6 protein-coding genes are annotated in these 17802 nt (G+C 41.9%); all 6 read left to right on the forward strand.

Going from position 1 to position 17802, the window contains the following annotated elements; translation table 11 throughout:
* The first annotated feature begins 50 nt into the window (after window positions 1-50).
* Window positions 51-1121 (forward strand): LacI family DNA-binding transcriptional regulator, encoded by a 1071-nt coding sequence (locus tag BMW61_RS12255; protein WP_091822330.1) that lies wholly within the window; start codon window positions 51-53, stop codon window positions 1119-1121.
* Between the two features lie 259 nt (window positions 1122-1380).
* On the forward strand, window positions 1381-9579 hold the full coding sequence (locus BMW61_RS22490; protein WP_091822332.1) for a family 43 glycosylhydrolase: 8199 nt from the start codon (window positions 1381-1383) through the stop codon (window positions 9577-9579).
* Between the two features lie 217 nt (window positions 9580-9796).
* On the forward strand, window positions 9797-10684 hold the full coding sequence (locus BMW61_RS12265) for a response regulator (RefSeq protein ID WP_049946049.1): 888 nt from the start codon (window positions 9797-9799) through the stop codon (window positions 10682-10684).
* Between the two features lie 16 nt (window positions 10685-10700).
* Entirely contained in the window at window positions 10701-12752 is a 2052-nt protein-coding gene (locus tag BMW61_RS12270) for a hybrid sensor histidine kinase/response regulator (protein ID WP_091822335.1), read from the forward strand.
* Entirely contained in the window at window positions 12749-16156 is a 3408-nt protein-coding gene (locus tag BMW61_RS12275; RefSeq protein WP_091822338.1) for a DegV family protein, read from the forward strand. Before BMW61_RS12270 ends, BMW61_RS12275 begins: the two co-directional genes overlap by 4 nt.
* Window positions 16157-16178: 22 nt before the next feature.
* A complete protein-coding gene (locus tag BMW61_RS12280; RefSeq protein WP_022763294.1) occupies window positions 16179-17702 on the forward strand; it encodes an alanine/glycine:cation symporter family protein in 1524 nt (507 codons plus the stop codon).
* The last annotated feature ends 100 nt before the right edge of the window (window positions 17703-17802 follow it).

Consider the following 17802-nt stretch of genomic DNA (forward strand, 5'->3'; position numbering starts at 1 on the left):
ATGGTAAAATTTAGTAAAAAGTTTGCCTATTCACGGAAAAGGAAATTGCTATGTCCACATTAAAAGAAATTGCAAATGAATGCGGCTTTTCGGTTGCCACTATTTCCAGAGTGCTCAATAGGGATGAGACATTAAATGTTCCGCAAAGTACCAGAGAAATAATATTCGACACTGCCGAAAAACTCAATTATAAAACAAAAAATGCCAAGAAGCAGACCGGTATATCTGTTGATAACGGAGTTTACAGAAGACGGTCGACGGATCTGGGAACCAAGAGAATCGGCATAGTTGAGATGCATAGTATCGGAGAATTGCTAGATGATACATATTACATGTATTTGAAGAGCAATGTCGAGAGAATGTGCATGGATAATGGCTTTGAGACTGTAACCATGCAGTTTGATGAAGAAACTGAATCCTACAAGAATGTTGGACAGGACGTTGACGGTATTGTGGCTATCGGCCAGTTTTCCAAGAGAAAAGTGGATGCCATGGCTAAGCTGACAAAACGTGTAGTATTCCTGGATTCTTCACCGGATGCAGTCAGATTCTGTTCGGTTCAGGCCAATTATGAGACAGGTGTTGTGCAGGGATTGAAATATCTGCTTGAGATGGGACATAAAAGGATTGCTTTTGTGGGACCGAGTCAGACACCTGATTCTACAGGGAATGCAGCTCCCGAGATGAGGAGAAGGATCTTTAAGGATTTTGCAAAAAGATATGGAGATGCTTTTGAAGCAATATATATCGAGACAAATTCCTCCGGTAAGGACGCTGCTGACAGAATCAGGGAATTTGTAGCCGATAAGAAGGCTGGCAAGAAAGACAAAAGACCTACGGCTTATTTTGCCTTTAATGAGACAGCGGCTCTTAATGCTATGAGAGGACTTATACAGTCAGGTATTCAGGTCCCGGAGGATGCCAGCGTACTTGGCTTTAATGATACTGTACTTGCTACTTACACTCAGCCACAGCTTTCGGGAATTCATATCTATATGGATGAGATGGCTAAGGTTGCAATAAATACACTTAAACAACTGTTTCTTGATGAAACTATGATGCCTATAAGGGTTTTGGTACCTACAGGGCTTTCGGAGAGGGAGAGCGTAAGGAAAATCTGATAAAAATATAAACACTATAGACGGCATGTGGGCAATTTTTTTGCTTGACATGCTGTTTTTTTACGCACTTAAACGTTATTGGAATTATAGATAAAATTTAAAGTAAAAATTCAGTAAAAATCATACATTGTTCATAAGTAAAAAATGAAATAAAATTTTACCTATACACTTTACTATGAACCAAAGCAGCTGTAGGGAGCTGCAAAATATAGTCGGGCGCAGGCAAATGCCCGGAGGTAAAAAAAAAGGGAGGATAAAAATGAAGAGAAGGAGTTTCTACAAGAGGGGAGCCAGTGCCCTGTTATCGGCATCGGTTTCTGTAGCGACGCTGTTCGGTTCTTTGCCGGGAATGGATGCTAGTCTTACGGCAAAAGCAGCCGGGGGGTCTGTGGACAAAACCATCAGAATCGACACGAAGGATGTATCAACCTTCAATGATACTGATGGTGACGGACTGGGTGAGTTCCAGGGATTTGGAACTTCGCTTTGCTGGTGGGCGAATCGTATCGGTTACAGCGATGAACTAACACAGCAGGCTGCCACATATTTCTTTGATGAGAATGAGGGACTTGGACTTAACATTGGCCGCTATAACGTGGGCGGTGGTGACAATACCTATGATCCCAAGGACCTTGGACAGAAGGTGGAAGTGCCGAGAAATAAAAAGGCTAAGATTCTGACCGCAGACAGAGCAGAGATTCCATATACAGGATCCAACATGAAATGCGAAGAGAACGGTAAATTCGCAAACTCTAAGTATTTGATTTCCGATGCTGATTTTGGATTTGCAAAAGGAGATAAGGTTGGCAAATTCAATGGAATAGGCTGGATTAATGAGCTTGATGCGCAGCCGGGGCAGGGTGGAAATCTTGTATTTAATTTTAATGCTGCTGATACCGGTGAATATACCGTTAAGATGCTGTTTACTCTTAGCGGAGATAATGGAAGGGGCGTAGGGCTCAGAGTTGACAGAGCGTCAGTAAGCACCGAGACGGTTGAAGTGCCCGCTGAGAATAACGATGCGGAGGCTGAAACAGCTGAAGTTTCTACAGTAGTTATATCTGAGGAGACTGGCGAAGAAGCAGTTTCTCCTTCAAAAGAAAACTCTGAAGAAATAACAAACACTACCGAAGAAACAGGTACTGAAACAGGTTCAGTTACCCCGGAAAATAGTGCTGAGGAAAATACAGGTAATAATGAAACTGCTACCGAAGAAGCAGAGAATACCTCCTTCGAGGAGACTACTGCTCCCGGCAATGATAAAACTTCAGAGCAAGCTCCTGTGGCAAATGAAGAAAAGGCACAGGTGGAAGAAACAACTGTATCAGAAAATGATACGGTACAGGATTCTGAAGGCGCTGAAGTTGAAACGGCAGAGGATACAGGGAATGCTGAGGATACTGAAGTAGTTCCTGAAGCTGAAACCGATTCACTTTCGGAAAACATAGATGTGCAGGAGGAAGTGGAGACTATTTCCGCCCTTAATTCACAGCAGGATGGCGTAGTTACTGAGTACTACAGCGTATCCAAGGACGAGATTAATAAAGATGTAGTTGCAACAGGCGGAGATCAAAAGCTTTACAGAGTAACAATGAAAAATGTAAAGCTGACAGAAGGCTCTAACAAGCTTACAATCGGTGGAATAAACAATGACTGGACACTTGATTTTGTTAAGCTTCTTATTGTTAAAAGCGGAGATGAGGGTGTAGTTCCCGAAGGAGCTGATAAGTATGAGGAAAAGATAGATGAGTCATCAAATCCTGATACACCTTTTGCTCATGCAAATCATATCGTGAGATCAGATTCCGTTGTTCCCGGATACTGCAAGGATGTAACAAGAATTGAAGATGTTGAGGATCCTGCAGCTTTTACCAGATATGACGAGGAATGCGGCTTTGCCTGGAATTATGACTGGGATGCAGATAAAAATCAGATAAATGTGTTAAAAGCGGCAATTGCTAAGGTGGGTGCAGATGAATTTATTGCGGAAGCATTTTCGAATTCACCTCCGTATTTCATGACGGTTAGCGGATGCTCTTCAGGTAATGAGGACTCAAATAAGGATAACCTTCGAAGCGATAGTGTTAATGCATTTGCTGCATATATGGCAGACGTAGTTGAGCATTGGAAAGATGAGGGAATCATTTTCCAGAGTGCAACTCCCATGAACGAGCCCTACACAAATTACTGGGGGAAGAACAGTGATAAGCAGGAAGGCTGTCACTTTGACCTTGGCGAGTCACAGTCACGCATTATCACAGCTTTTTCTAATGAACTTAAGAAGAAGGGGCTTTCCGATATCATTCTTTCAGCATCAGATGAGACAAGCATCGATACAGCTATTTCTTCTTATAAGGCACTCTCTGATGAGGCAAAGAATGTTGTTACAAGAATTGATACACATACATACAGCGGAAGTAATCGCAAAGGACTCAGAACTCTCGCCGAAGAAAGCGGAGAGAATCTCTGGATGAGTGAGGTTGACGGAGCGTTCACCGTAAACGGCGCAGGCGAGATGTCCAGCGCACTCGGTTTTTCCGAGAGACTTATCACAGACCTCAACGGCCTTATGCCTTCAGCATGGATAATATGGGATATTATTGATACTCATATTTCCGATAAAGAAGACATTGCTGCTAATGAGACAGCTTCCAAATATGATGAAGCTTACAATAAGTATGATAATTCAGAGAGCCTTGAAGAGTGGCTTGAGAATAATGATGAGAGTGCAGGCAAGAGCCTTTGGGGTGTTGCTATCGCAGATCACAGCAATCAGAAGGTTGTTCTTACAAAGAAATATTACTCCTTCGGACAGTATTCCAGATATATCAGACCCGGGTATACACTTATGGGCTCCGAAAAGAATACAGTTGCTGCTTATGATTCAAAGGGACACAAACTCGTAATTGTTGCTACAAATGATAAGGCTTCAGATAAGACATGGAAGTTCGATCTCTCTGAGTTCAGATCGATAGGAGAAAACGTTACAGCCATCCGTACAAGCGGATCTCTTGCTAATGGTGAGAACTGGGCTGATGTTTCAGAAAGTGATGATATTAACGTTGACAAGAGCGGTAAATTCTTCACAGCAACAGCAAAAGGTAACTCCATCACAACTTATATCATTGATGGTGTAAGCGTAAGAAATGGTAACATTAATCCTGAATCTGATATGAGCGCAAAGAAGATTCTTGATTTCTCATTTGATGAGAACATAAGCGATGCAGCTTCAAATGCCGCACTTACCTATTATGAAGCTAATACGGAAACTGAGGAATTTGCAGTATCAACTGGGGATAAGCTTATCGGTGAAGGAGCCCTTAAGCTAGATGGCACAAAGCAGCAATGGATAAACGTTAAGGGTGCTGACGGCAAAAATATTCTTGCCGGTAACGATACAATCACAGTTAATTTCTTTAGTAAGACAAGTAATAATACAGGAACTCACTGGGTATTCTATGCGGCTCCAAATGCTGATGCACCGCAGTATCCGAATGAAAAATATTTTGCAGTAATGGACACTAAGAATAATAACCTCATAGATGTAGAAAGGTATTTCAACAACGGAGGAAGACCTGCTACCACCAATACTCCAAATATTGACAATGTGTGGAAGATGGTAACGGTTGTGGCTGACAGCGATAATACTTTCCTGTATATCAACGGTGAGCTTAAGGACAGTACTGACAGTAAAGTAGCATTAAGCAACATTTTCACTGAGAATGGCATTCTTCAGATCGGAAAAGCAAACTGGGGTGGCGGAGAATATAACAATATTCTTATCGATGAGCTTTCGGTTTACGATGGCGCTCTGACAGGTGATAAAGTAGCGGATCTTTATGATTACTATCTCGCTAAGATGCCTGCAGAACCCGAAGATGATGAAGATCCCGGTGTTGCCGAAGAGGGCGACAGTAACCTTGTGCTTCACTTTACCTTTGACAGTGAAGAAAAGGGCTTCTCAGGAAGAGGTGCAAAGGCTACTTCCAATGGCGGCTACGAACTCGTTCGTGATGCAGCTGTAGGTAAGAAAGCTATTAAGCTTGGTAATAATCAGTGGCTTGATGTAAAGAGTACTGATGGCAAGAAGAATGTCCTTGCGGGACTTGACAGTGTAACAATCAACTATTTCAGCGATGTGGCTACAAGCAATACAAGTTGGGCATTCTATGCAGCTCCTAATGCTAATGCTCAGGTTTCCGGAAAGGAAAAATATCTTGGAATTGCTGATCCGTTAAATAATGGCAAAATCAGAGTTGAGCGCTTCTATCTTGAAAACCAGGGAAGACCTGCAACTAATGAGACACCTAAGGTTAATGACTGGAAGATGGTGACTGTTGTCGCTGATAAAAACGATACACTTCTTTATATAGACGGTGAGCTTAAGAGTAAAGTTGCTTCCGATGCGGATCTTGAAGATATCTTTGGTGGAAATAAGGGTATTCTTCAGATCGGTAAGGCTAACTGGGGCGGCGGCGAGTACTCTGACATGATCATGGATGATCTTGCAGTATTTGACAGAGCTCTTACAGCGCAGGAAATTGAAGAACTCTATGAAAACAGAGATGTTGAGAAGGTTGCCTATAAGGAAAGGGCTGAAGCTCAGGAAGAAAAAGATCTTGGAATCAGGGTTACTTCCGTAGAACCCAGATATTCCGAGAAAGTATCTGTTGAACTTGGAAAAGACTATTCACTTCTTCAAAATACAGGTGCAACACTTACTTTCAATAACAATGAAGTCAAGGATGATGCAGTAATTACATGGTATGACGAAAATGGAAACAGAGTTCTTAATACCAAGGACTTCAAGGCAGGAACCTATAAGCTTACAGGAAAGCTCTCATATTATGGCAATCCTGTTGTAGATGAAAAGGCTGATCCTTATGTAATCTATAACGAAGATGACGGATATTATTACATGACTTCCTCATGGCCGGCATATTATGATGCTGAAAATGGCTATGACAGAGTGGCTCTTCGCAGAAGTAAGACTCTTGCCGGTCTTTCAGAGGCAGAGGATGTTACGGTATGGAAGGCTCATGAGAGCGGTGAATTAAGTCACCATATATGGGCTCCAGAACTTCATAAGATCGGTTCAGACTGGTATGTATATTTCTCAGGCTGCTGTGACAATGATTACTGGTCAATAAGACCTTATGTGCTTCACTGTACAGATTCATCTGATCTTCTTAATCCTGCAAAGTGGGAGGAAAAAGGAAGATTTGTTAACAAGGATGGTGGATTTGAAGATGCGTTTGATACATTCTCACTTGATATGACAATGTTCACTGCAGGTGAAAAGAGCTATGTTATCTGGGCATATAAGACGGATGTATCCAAGCTTGCTATGGCAGAGCTTAATACAGATGAGCCCTGGAAGCTTGCATCTGATCCTATAATCATTTCTACTCCCGAATATCCTTGGGAGATGAATGGTACGCAGAAGATAAATGAGGGACCTGCAGTTCTTAAGAGAGACGGCAAAATATATGTTGCATTTTCGGGCTCCACAACAGGACCTGAATACTGCGTGGGACTTCTTACTGCAGATGAGGAATCTGATCTTATGAATCCTGACAGCTGGACGAAGAACAGGAAGGCTGTTCTGAAGACTACTGACCTCGAGAGACAGTACGGGCCCGGACATAACAGCTTTACTTTCGATAACAAGACAGGCGACATTGTAATTGTTTATCATGCACGTGATGAGGAGTGCTACAACAAGAAATGTGCCTGGGCAGGTAAAGACCCTCTGTATGATCCCTGCAGAAATGCGAACATGGCAATTCTCAGATTTAACACTGAAGGAAAGCCTGTTTTCACAAGTACCGAGGATGTTGAAATGCAGGATCTTGCTGATGATCAGAAGACCTTTACTATGACTGTGGTTGTAGGTTCTTCTATGGAGCAGCTTAAGGAAGATGCTGCAAATGTAACCATTCCTAATACTTCGGATGTAAGAGGAAATATTACTCTTCCGGAGACAGGAAAGAACGGTTCAGTTATAACCTGGAAATCATCTGCTCCTGAAATCGTATCAGATGAAGACACCGGAAATATCAAAAAGGGTGTTGTAAACAGAACAGAGAAGGATGAGAAAGTCACTCTTACAGCAACGTTTACCCTTGGGGATGAGAGCTTTAATAAGGCATTTGAGCTTACTGTTAAGGCTAAAGCCGGTGAAAATAAGCTTACTCATTATCTGTTTGCATACTTCACAGGTGAGGGCACAGCAGACGGAGAGCAGATTTACTTTGCGGGAAGCGATGATGGTCTTAACTGGAGCGCAATGAATGACGGATACCCGGTTGTTACATCAACTATGGGTGAAAAAGGCCTTCGTGACCCGTTCATTATCAGATCACCTGAGGGCGATAAGTTTTACATGATTGCTACCGACCTCAATATCAATAAAAATGGTGACTGGGGCAGAGCACAGAATGAAGGAAGTAAGTGCATAATGATCTGGGAGTCCACAGACCTGGTGAACTGGGGCGAGCAGAGAATGGTAGAGGTTGCTGCCGATAATGCTGGATGCACCTGGGCTCCTGAGGCTTTCTATGATGATGAGACCGGTGAATACATTGTATTCTGGGCATCTATGATAAGTGGCTTCCATAAAATTTGGTACGCAACCACAAGAGACTTCTACACCTTCTCAGAACCAAAGGTATGGATTCATGTGAAGGATAAGAACGGAGTCGACAAGAGTATTATTGATACATCCGTAATAGCAGTGGAGGAGAACGGACAGAAGGTATATTACAGACTTTCCAAGTCTGAGTCAGGCGACGCTGCTATTGATGAAGGTGATCCTGAAAAGGGAAAATATGAGATTCTTGAAAGAGCTAGATCTTTGACAGGCGAGTGGACCAGAGTTAAATCAACCTACCTCAATAATGAGCTTGGTGTTGAAGGCGGAACTATTTTCAAGTTTAATGATCAGAATAAATGGTGCATGCTCCTTGATAATTATGGCGGCGGAGGATACTATCCGAGCGTAACTTATGATATCGGAAGCGGCGAATTTACAAAGCTTACCAAGGGTGAATATTCCTTCCCTTCAACCATGAGACACGGAACAGTTATCGGCATTACTGATGCAGAATACGAAGCCGCTGTTGAAAAATGGGGAATCGATACAGTAGAGAAAGAGGATACCTTTGATACAACGCTTTCAGAGGCTGCTATTGCGCATTTCACCTTTGATGATGAAGAAAAAGGCTTTGCAGGAAAAGGTGCTGTAGCCAAAGTAAATAATGGTTATGATGCGGTAGAGCACGGAGATGGCAAGGCTGTTAAGCTTAACAAGGCAGATAAACAGTATCTTACTCTTACAAAAGAGGATGGATCATCACTTCTTTCAGGCCTTAAGTCCTTTAGCGTAAACTATTGGAGTAATTCTGAGGTTAAGAATGAGACACAGTGGCTCTTCTATGCGGCAGAAACAGCGGATGCACCAAAGAATAATTATGAGAAATACATCGGCGTTATAGATCCGCTGTCGAATGATAGTAAGCTTCATGTTGAGAGATATAAAAACAGAGGTGTAAGAAGTGAGGCAAATATTGCTGATATCAGTGCATTTAACAACGAATGGAAGATGGTAACCGTAGTATTCTACAAAAAATACACGGAACTCTATGTCAACGGTGAACTCGTAAGTACAGTAGCTGCAACGGCAAGAGCTGATCAGATTCTCGGAAAGAACGCTGTAACACAGATTGGTAAGGCTAACTGGGGAGGCGGAGAATACACAACTGCCATGGTTGATGATTTCAGCCTGTTTAATAGACCTGTTTCCGCAGAGGAAGTAAAGGCTTTATATGAAGGAACAGCAAAACTGGAAGGTTCAAATGAAAACGAGAATCCTTCAGGAGAAGAGGATCCTTCAGGCGAAGAGAAGCCTTCTGAAGAGAAGCCTTCCGAAGAAAAGCCTTCAGAAGAAGCACCCGCTGATAAGCCGGAGACAAAAACTGAGTCAGAGCCTGAAACCAAGCCTGAAACATCTGAGAGCGGACAGGCAGTTCAGACTGAAACAACAACTCCTAAGGTTGAGGGATCAGATGATACTGCTATATCGGATAATTCCTCAGAGGAGACAATCCCTTCAGTATCAGGAAAAATCAAAAAGATCAAGAAGGGCAAGAATAAGGGTAAGTACCAGCTTGTTCTTAAGGAAGGCGGTGTAGCAAAGGGACTTGTAACCTTCAAGGGCAAGAAATACTTCTTTGATAAGAAGGGATTTGCAAATAAAGGCTTCCACAAGGTTGATGGTAAGAAGTACTACACTGATGCAAAGGGTAAGGTTTATACCGGTTTTAAGAAGATTGGCGGTGCAAAGTACTACTTTGACAAGGATGGAGTGATGCAGACCGGAAAAGTCAAAATAGGAAAGAAAACATATCATTTTGCTAAGAATGGTAAACTTCAGAAGATTACTAAAGAAAAGAAATAATGTTTAAGCACAAAGTGCCGGTTTCTCGTGGACCGGCACTTTTACATTTTATTATGAAAAGAAATGCTGTATTTATGAAATTTTATAAAAATTTTATCAACTATACAAAAATGTCATGCTTATAGAAACGTGGGATACTATATAATTTTATTATGGAGTAAGTGTATTACCAAGACCTGAAAGTAGTATTAGATGATTTTTGGGCGGAGGGATATAAATGAGCAAGATTGAAAAGAGTGTTGTTTTTCTGATGGAAAAATCCAGCATTGTTATAAGCGGGCTGGAAAAGAAAATCAAAGCGGAACGTTTCGAAACAATTTCTATAGTTGAAGATTTTGATAAAATAGATAACTGCGTCAGGGATGCAGCTGTTTTTGTTGTTTATAATCCACAGGACATTCTTGATGTTAAAAATGGTAAGAAAAACATGATACTGATAAAAGACCAGGTCAAGGATCACGATTGCAATATGATCTTTATAGCAGAAGCCGGCGATAAGGAGAAAATGCTTCGTGAGTTTCCTGAGCTTGTTTCATACAGATGGATGATTCGTCCTGTAGAACCGGAAGCTTTTGTTCTGGCTGTTGAAGAAGAGATGACAGACTATATGAAAAGACTTGATAAAAAAGTCAAGGAACAGCAGGCTGCCGAAGAAAGAGCACAAAACGGTGAGAGTGAAGAGGCTGTACTGGGTGATGACAGAGATGCCGTTATGATGCTAAATGAAGCAGAACAGGATGTCAGAAAGAAAATTCTTATAGTTGATGATGATCCCTCATATGCGGGAATGGTAAAGTCCTGGATTAAGGATAAATATAAAACCGATGTAGTGACTGCCGGAATGCAGGCAATCACATTCCTTTTGAAGAAGCCGGTAGATCTTATTCTTCTGGATTACGAAATGCCGGTTGTGGATGGACCGCAGGTGCTTCAGATGCTGAGGCAGGAGCCTGCAACAAAAGACATACCCGTAGTGTTTCTTACGGGAGTGAGCTCCAGGGAAGGTGTTAAGCGTGTAATGGAGCTTAAGCCCTCTGGCTATATTCTGAAATCCACAACAAGTGAGAATCTTCTTGCCATCCTGGAAGAAAAGTTAAGGAGCTGATTCGAGAGGTAAATGCATGGACCGAAAAAGCAATAATATATATATTATCTCATTGGTTTCAATATCCTGCATTGCAATGCTCTTTGAGGGTATAGCGCTTGGGTGGGAGTTTTGGGTTCCACCTCTTATTGTTATCGGAACTGTAGCTTTATGGGTCATGCATATTACCGAGAAACCTGAGGAAAGCATACGTGAAGTCTGCTATCTTCTTTATGCGATGATGGCAGTCTTTTTTCATGGTGTTCATGAGACAAGTTATGTAGATATAGCAATCGTCGTTTGTTTTGTGATGGTAGCTTATTCCCTTTTGGACCGCATTTACATGATGAACTTACTTCTTGCGGAGTATGTTTTTTTATTTTTGATACAGATTTGGCTCGGAATAATCGGGACCACAGTGGTCTTTGATTTCCTTACAATATCCAGAACACTGCTCCATTTTGTTGCTGTTCTTTACGTTTATACCGGCTGCCGTAAATCCATACATGGAAGACTGGAAATGAAAGAACTGCTGGAGCTGAAAGATGATTATATCGATGCATATGACCGCGATATCGAGGACTTTCTGTCCAATATTTCCCATGAGCTTCGAACCCCTGTAAATGTTGTTAACGGAATGTCTGAGCTTATTCTGAAAAGAGGTCAGTCAAGAGATGCAGAGGCAATTAAAGAAGCCGGAGTACGTCTGTCCAGTCAGATTGAGGACATTCAGGACTACACCGAAACCAGAAGAAGCGCGATGATTCTGGAAGAAGAAAACTATATGAGTACGTCGCTTATAAATGACGTGGTAACCAGTTTCCGCATGGAAGCAGATAATACAGATCTTGAACTCATAGTTGATATGTCACCCGACGTTCCGACTATGATGTGTGGTGATGTAAAAAAGCTTCATAAAATATTCCACCATCTCTTGGGAAATGCCCTGAAATTCACAAGGCAGGGCGGAATCTTCGTCAGACTTTTTTCGGAAAAGATGGAATACGGTGTAAATCTGTGCATTGAGGTTACGGATACCGGAATCGGAATGAGTCGTAAAGCAATTGCGACAGCATCCAACGGATTGTACCAGGCAAATAAGAAAAGAAACAGAAGTTCAGGCGGTGTGGGCCTTGGACTGTCTATTGTATACGGATTCGTCCACAGAATGGATGGATTTGTGAAAATAGAGAGCGACATCGGAAAAGGTACTACCGTCAGAGTTACAATCCCTCAGAAGGTAGTGGATGCAACACCATGTCTGAAAATAGATGATTCCTTTAGCGGTGATATTTTGTTCCATGTAAGATCTGATAAGTACCTTGTAGCGAAGGTGCGCGATTTTTACCGTGCAATGGCTACTAATCTTGCGGCAGGTATTCATGTGCCGCTTTATCCTGCTGAAACAATACACGATATTGAGAGGCTCAGGCAAAAGCTTAACGTGACATTCATTTTTATGGGGCAGGAGGAATATCTGGAGAATTCTGAATATTTCGATGAACTTAGTAAAGGCGATGTAGTTATTGCCGTATCCGCAGATCATGGCTTTAAGACAAATCCCGGAAGCCGCGTAATGATAATGCCTAAGCCTCTTTATGCGTATCCTGTTGTTAAAATCCTAAACGAGGGACTTAATGCTGAAGACATCGAGCTTATTGATTCGGTTGAGCGTCCGAACATAAGCGGCCTTAAAGCGCTCGTTGTAGACGATGAGCCGATGAATTTGGTTGTGGCAACCGGCCTGTTTGAAGACTATGGAATGGTCATAGAAACTGCAAAAAGCGGTAAAGAAGCTATTACTAAATTCAAGAATAATGATTATGACATAGTATTTATGGATCATATGATGCCTGAAATGGATGGCGTTGAGGCTATGCATCGAATTAAATTTGCTGCGGAAGAAAAGGGCAGAACAATTACTGTAATAGCACTTACAGCCAATGTGGTTTCCGGAGCAAGAGAAATGTTCGCTAATGAGGGCTTCGATGGTTTTGTAGGAAAACCCATCAATCTTATTGAGTTTGAACGCGTAATGTCACGTGTCCTTTCCCGGACGGGATCTACCGAGGGAGGTGCTAAGCAATGACATTTTTTAAGAAGATAAAGAAACTGTTTTCAATGATAAGTGATACTGAGCGCAATTTTTCAGAGAGAATCTTTGTGCTTCTTACGATAATTTCCGATATTGCTGTAGCTATGGCACTTATCGCGGATATTATTATCGGTGAAAACATATACGAGATAATTATTCTGACAGCCACTATCATATTAGTTCCGGCTGTAACCTTTTCATGCCTTTATAGGAACAAAATTCAGATTGCAATCAGACTTATAATTATCGGGGTGGTATTTGCCATTCTGCCCGGAATATTTTTCTTTGGCGGCGGTGTAGAAGGCGGGGGTGTCCTTTGGATTATTTTTGCTTTCATGTACGTGGGACTTGTAATATCCGGTATATGGCGAGTTATAATGCTGACACTTTTGTTTATTCTTTCACTTTTATGTTATCTTGTGGAGTATTTCCATCCGGAACTGGTTCCGCAGCATAGCCGGGCAATGTTCTATATGGATTCATTCCTTTCACTGATGCTGGTCAGCCTTGTCTGCTTTGTCATGGTCTTATTCCAGAACAGAATGTTTAACCAGGAAAATGAGAGGGCACGAAAGGAAGCAGAGAGAGCAGAGGAATTAAACCGTTCACAGAATCGTTTCTTTTCAAGTATGAGCCATGAGATCAGGACTCCTATAAATTCCATTCTTGGCTTAAATGAGCTGATTCTCAGAGAAGAAAATATATCCGATGAAGTAGTAAAGGATGCAACAGGTATTCAGGGTGCGGGAAAGATGCTGCTTGCACTTATAAATGATATTTTGGACTTTTCCAAGATGGAAGCCGGCAGTATGGATATCGTCCAGGTAGATTACAGGGTGGGCGATATGATGTCAGAGATTGTAAATATGGTCTGGCTTCGCGCTCAGGAAAAAGGCTTAAAAATGGATGTCAGTGTAGACCCCGGTGTGCCGAGTGTCCTTTACGGTGATGAAGTGCGCATAAAGCAGATTCTTATCAATCTGTTAAATAATGCAGTCAAATATACAAAGGAAGGATCTGTTGGACTGCATATAGAGAGCGAAGTAGCCGGTGATGATTTTGTAATGCTTCGCATCTCTGTAACTGATACGGGAATGGGTATAAAAAAAGATGCCATACCCTATCTTTTTGATGCTTTCAAGCGAGTTGATGAAGAGAAAAACAGACATATAGAAGGTACGGGATTGGGTCTTAGTATCGTAAAACAGCTTGTGGAGCTCATGAACGGAACCATATCAGTTAACAGTGTTTATGGTGAAGGCACTACCTTTAATGTAATGCTCAAGCAGGGAGTATCCGATTCCTCAGCTATTGGAGAACTGAGTATTCAGAATTTCGGTAAGGTTAAAAAGCATGCTTACGAAAGCCGCTTTACCGCTCCGGATGCTTGTGTACTTATAGTAGATGACAATATTATGAACCTCGAAGTTGAGAAAAAGCTTCTTCTTGGTACAAAAATGCGCGTAGATACTGCAATCAGCGGTAAGGATGCGCTTGAAGCGACATTAAAGACACACTACGATGTTATTCTTATGGATCATCTGATGCCTGAAATGGATGGTATAGAATGCCTGAAAGGAATTCGTTCGCAGGTTGGTGGTCTTAATCAGATGACCTCCGTTGTTGTTTTAACTGCAAATGCCGGAAGCGAAAACAAGGAGCTCTACAATCATTCGGGATTTGATGGGTATCTTATAAAGCCCGTATCCGGTGATGCTCTTGAAGAGACGCTCATTCATCATATTCCGACTGAAAAACTGAATATCAAAAATCGTGCTCAGCGTATGGAGGGAAGCACAAATGCTACTGCGGGGTATAGCAGAAAAGCACCGGTTATTATCGGAACCAGCAGTATGTGTGATTTGCCAGATGTGGTGATGCGTGATTCCAGACTTCCGATACTTCCGTTTGTTATTAAGACAGAGGACGGTATTTTCAAGGATGGTATACAGATCGGTGCTGATGAGCTTGTAAAATATATTAAAAGTGGTAAAAAAGCACTTTCATCACCTCCTGAAACCCTGGAATACACGGAATTCTTTGCGGACCAGTTGCGTTCAGCACATCATATGATATATATCGCGCTTACTACCAGCATGAGCGATGATTATTACAGAGCTATGGAGGCTTCAAAAGCTTTTGATAATGTGACGGTAATCAATTCAGAATCACTTTCCAGTACACTTGGAATACTTGTACTTATAGCAATTAAGCTCGCACAAAGGGATACACCGGTAGAAGAGATTGTAGCCGAACTTGAGTATGTAAAGAAAAGGCTTAAGTGTAGCTTTATTGTTGACAGCACTGATTTCATGATGCGTAACGGCCGTATAAGTGCCGGTATGAACAGAGTGGCAGAATCTATGAGCATCAGACCCTGCCTTAAAATCAAGGATGATCTGACGGGAATAGGCGGACTTATGATAGGAAACAGATGGACTGCATACAAAAGCTATATCAGAAGAGCCTTCCCGGTTGATCAGATTCCGGATTCCGACGTTGTATTTATTACCTATGTTGACCTTGATGAAGATACACTTCTTAGAATCAAGAAGGAAATCAGTCGCTTTGCTTATTTCGAAAATGTGGTATTCCAACAGGCTTCTGCTGCAATTTCTTCAAACTGCGGCCCCGGCTCTTTTGGTATTCTGTATTTTATTAAGGGTAATAAATCTTATAATGTTTCATCCATACTTCCGGTAGATATGGATGAGGGCATTATGAATGATATTGAAGAGCAGGCAGCCACTAACACAGGTGCCGAAAGCACCGCGAAAGGGGCGGGGGCAGCTGAGAGTGATGAGCCCGCCTGGTATGAGAGTCTTGAAGGGATAGATGGAGAAATTGCTATACAAAACAGCGGTTCCGAGGATTCCTTTAAAATGGTACTGAAAATATTCTATGATTCCATAGATGAAAGATCAGAAGAATTAAAGAATGCATTTGAAGGTGAGGACTGGCAAAACTTCACGATTAAAATACATGCATTAAAGAGTTCTTCTAAGCTGGTTGGGGCCATGGAACTGTCAAAGAAGGCGGAAGCCCTTGAGATGGCAGGGAAAGAAGGAAACATAGAATTTATACGTGATAACTATGAAGATTTTATGGAAAAGTATCTGGAATATACCAATATACTTTCACCGCTTTATGAAAGCAAGGAAAGCAGCAGTGATGCCGGCGAGACAAAGCCGATGGCGGATGCTTTCCTTATGGAGAGTGTTTATGAGGCCGTTGCGGAAGCTGCAGATAATATGGACAGCGACGCCATAGAAGAGGCGCTTTTGGAACTTTCTGATTATGACGTGCCTAATGAGGATAAAGATAAAATTGCTGAGATAAAAAAATTTGCTTCGAAGTATGACTATGATGGAATCACAAATCTGATTAATCCTCAGTAATTGAAAGGATCTGTAAATTATTATGGAAACTATCACTCGGATTAATGATGCGGTTAATTCCTTTGCATGGGGAACTTTCGGACTGGTACTTTTGCTTGGTACCGGTCTGATTTGCACGTTTATTACCGGTGTTTTTCAGGTTGCGCATTTACGTCACTGGTGGGGAAAGACATTTGGAGCGATAAAGGGTGAAGCCCGCATTATCAATGATGCAGGTGCTTTGTCACAGTTTCGTGCATTTTGTATGGCACTTTGCTCAACAATAGGTACAGGAAATATTGCGGGAGTATCCACGGCTATCTGCGTAGGAGGACCGGGAGCTGTATTTTGGATGTGGATAGCGGCATTTCTTGGGATGATGACCAAGTACTCGGAAAACGTACTGGGACTATATTACAGGAGAAGAAATTCTGAAGGTGCATGGTCCGGAGGCCCTATGTATTACCTTGAAGACGGACTTGGAAGTATAAAAAAATGTAAGCAGATTGGAAAAATACTGGCTGTTGCCTTCTGTATTTTTACAGTACTTGCATCCTTTGGAATAGGGAATCTCAGTCAGATAAATAAGATAACACTAAATATGGAGGCCGCATTTCTTGCCGATGTTGATATGGGAACCTTCTGGGGTGCCCCTATATTGGACTGGTGGATTGGCGTTGTACTTATGCTTGTCGGAGCTGTGATTATAATGGGAGGATTCAGACGACTGGCGTATGTCTCCGAGACACTGGTACCTGTAATGTCAATAGCTTATATTGCCGGGTGCCTAATCATTATCTTATGCAATATCGAGGCTATTCCGGCTGTATTCAGATCGATATTTCACTTTGCACTTGGTCCTGATGCCTTGAAAGGCGGAGCGGTTGGGACAGCGGTCCAGGTAGCGATGAATACAATAAAAAGCGGATGTAAGAGAGGTGTCTTCTCAAACGAAGCAGGACTCGGCTCTTCAGTAATGGCTCATGTTAATACCTGTGCCAGGGAACCTGTGAAGCAGGGGATGTGGGGAATGGCAGAAGTATTTCTGGATACCATTATTATCTGTACAATTACTGCAATTGTAGTACTGAGTTCAGGCGCGATTGATCTTAATACAGGTCTGACTGTAGTAGGTACTGATGATGCAACTTTGGTTGCACATGCTTTTAACCAGGTACTTGGTCGCCCCGGAGAAATATTTGTGGTTATTATAATAACGTTATTTGCATTTACAACTGTTATGGGATGGTCATATTACGGAGCGAAAGTTGTGGAATATCTGATCGGTGTTACGTGGGCGAAAATATACCGATTTATATTTATTATTCTTATGGTCTTTGGAGCTGTAATGGAATCATCTCTTGTCTGGGATATTTCCGATACCTTCAATGGACTTATGATGATACCTAATCTTATAGGCGTTCTTGTTTTATCACCGCTTGTCGTAAAGCTTACACGCAATTATGCGGACAGGAGAGTAAGGGGAAAAGATGTTGCACCTATGCTATCATATAATCGTGATATTCAGTCGGAAGCAATTCGTGCGATAAATAAGGGGGCATATTAGTGATGATGAAATTCAACATTTCAAAGTGACGAGTCGCTGTAATCCGCATGTTTTCAGGCATGTGGATTATTTAAAAAAAATAATTAGCACTCACTTGACA

Source organism: Butyrivibrio sp. ob235 (assembly GCF_900109475.1).
In the GTDB taxonomy this organism is placed as follows: domain Bacteria; phylum Bacillota; class Clostridia; order Lachnospirales; family Lachnospiraceae; genus Butyrivibrio.

Coding starts and splice junctions, on each gene's coding strand:
- BMW61_RS12255 (WP_091822330.1), top strand. CDS start 51: ATGTCCACATTAAAAGAAATTGCAAATGAATGCGGCTTTTCGGTTGCC.
- BMW61_RS22490 (WP_091822332.1), top strand. CDS start 1,381: ATGAAGAGAAGGAGTTTCTACAAGAGGGGAGCCAGTGCCCTGTTATCG.
- BMW61_RS12265 (WP_049946049.1), top strand. CDS start 9,797: ATGAGCAAGATTGAAAAGAGTGTTGTTTTTCTGATGGAAAAATCCAGC.
- BMW61_RS12270 (WP_091822335.1), top strand. CDS start 10,701: ATGGACCGAAAAAGCAATAATATATATATTATCTCATTGGTTTCAATA.
- BMW61_RS12275 (WP_091822338.1), top strand. CDS start 12,749: ATGACATTTTTTAAGAAGATAAAGAAACTGTTTTCAATGATAAGTGAT.
- BMW61_RS12280 (WP_022763294.1), top strand. CDS start 16,179: ATGGAAACTATCACTCGGATTAATGATGCGGTTAATTCCTTTGCATGG.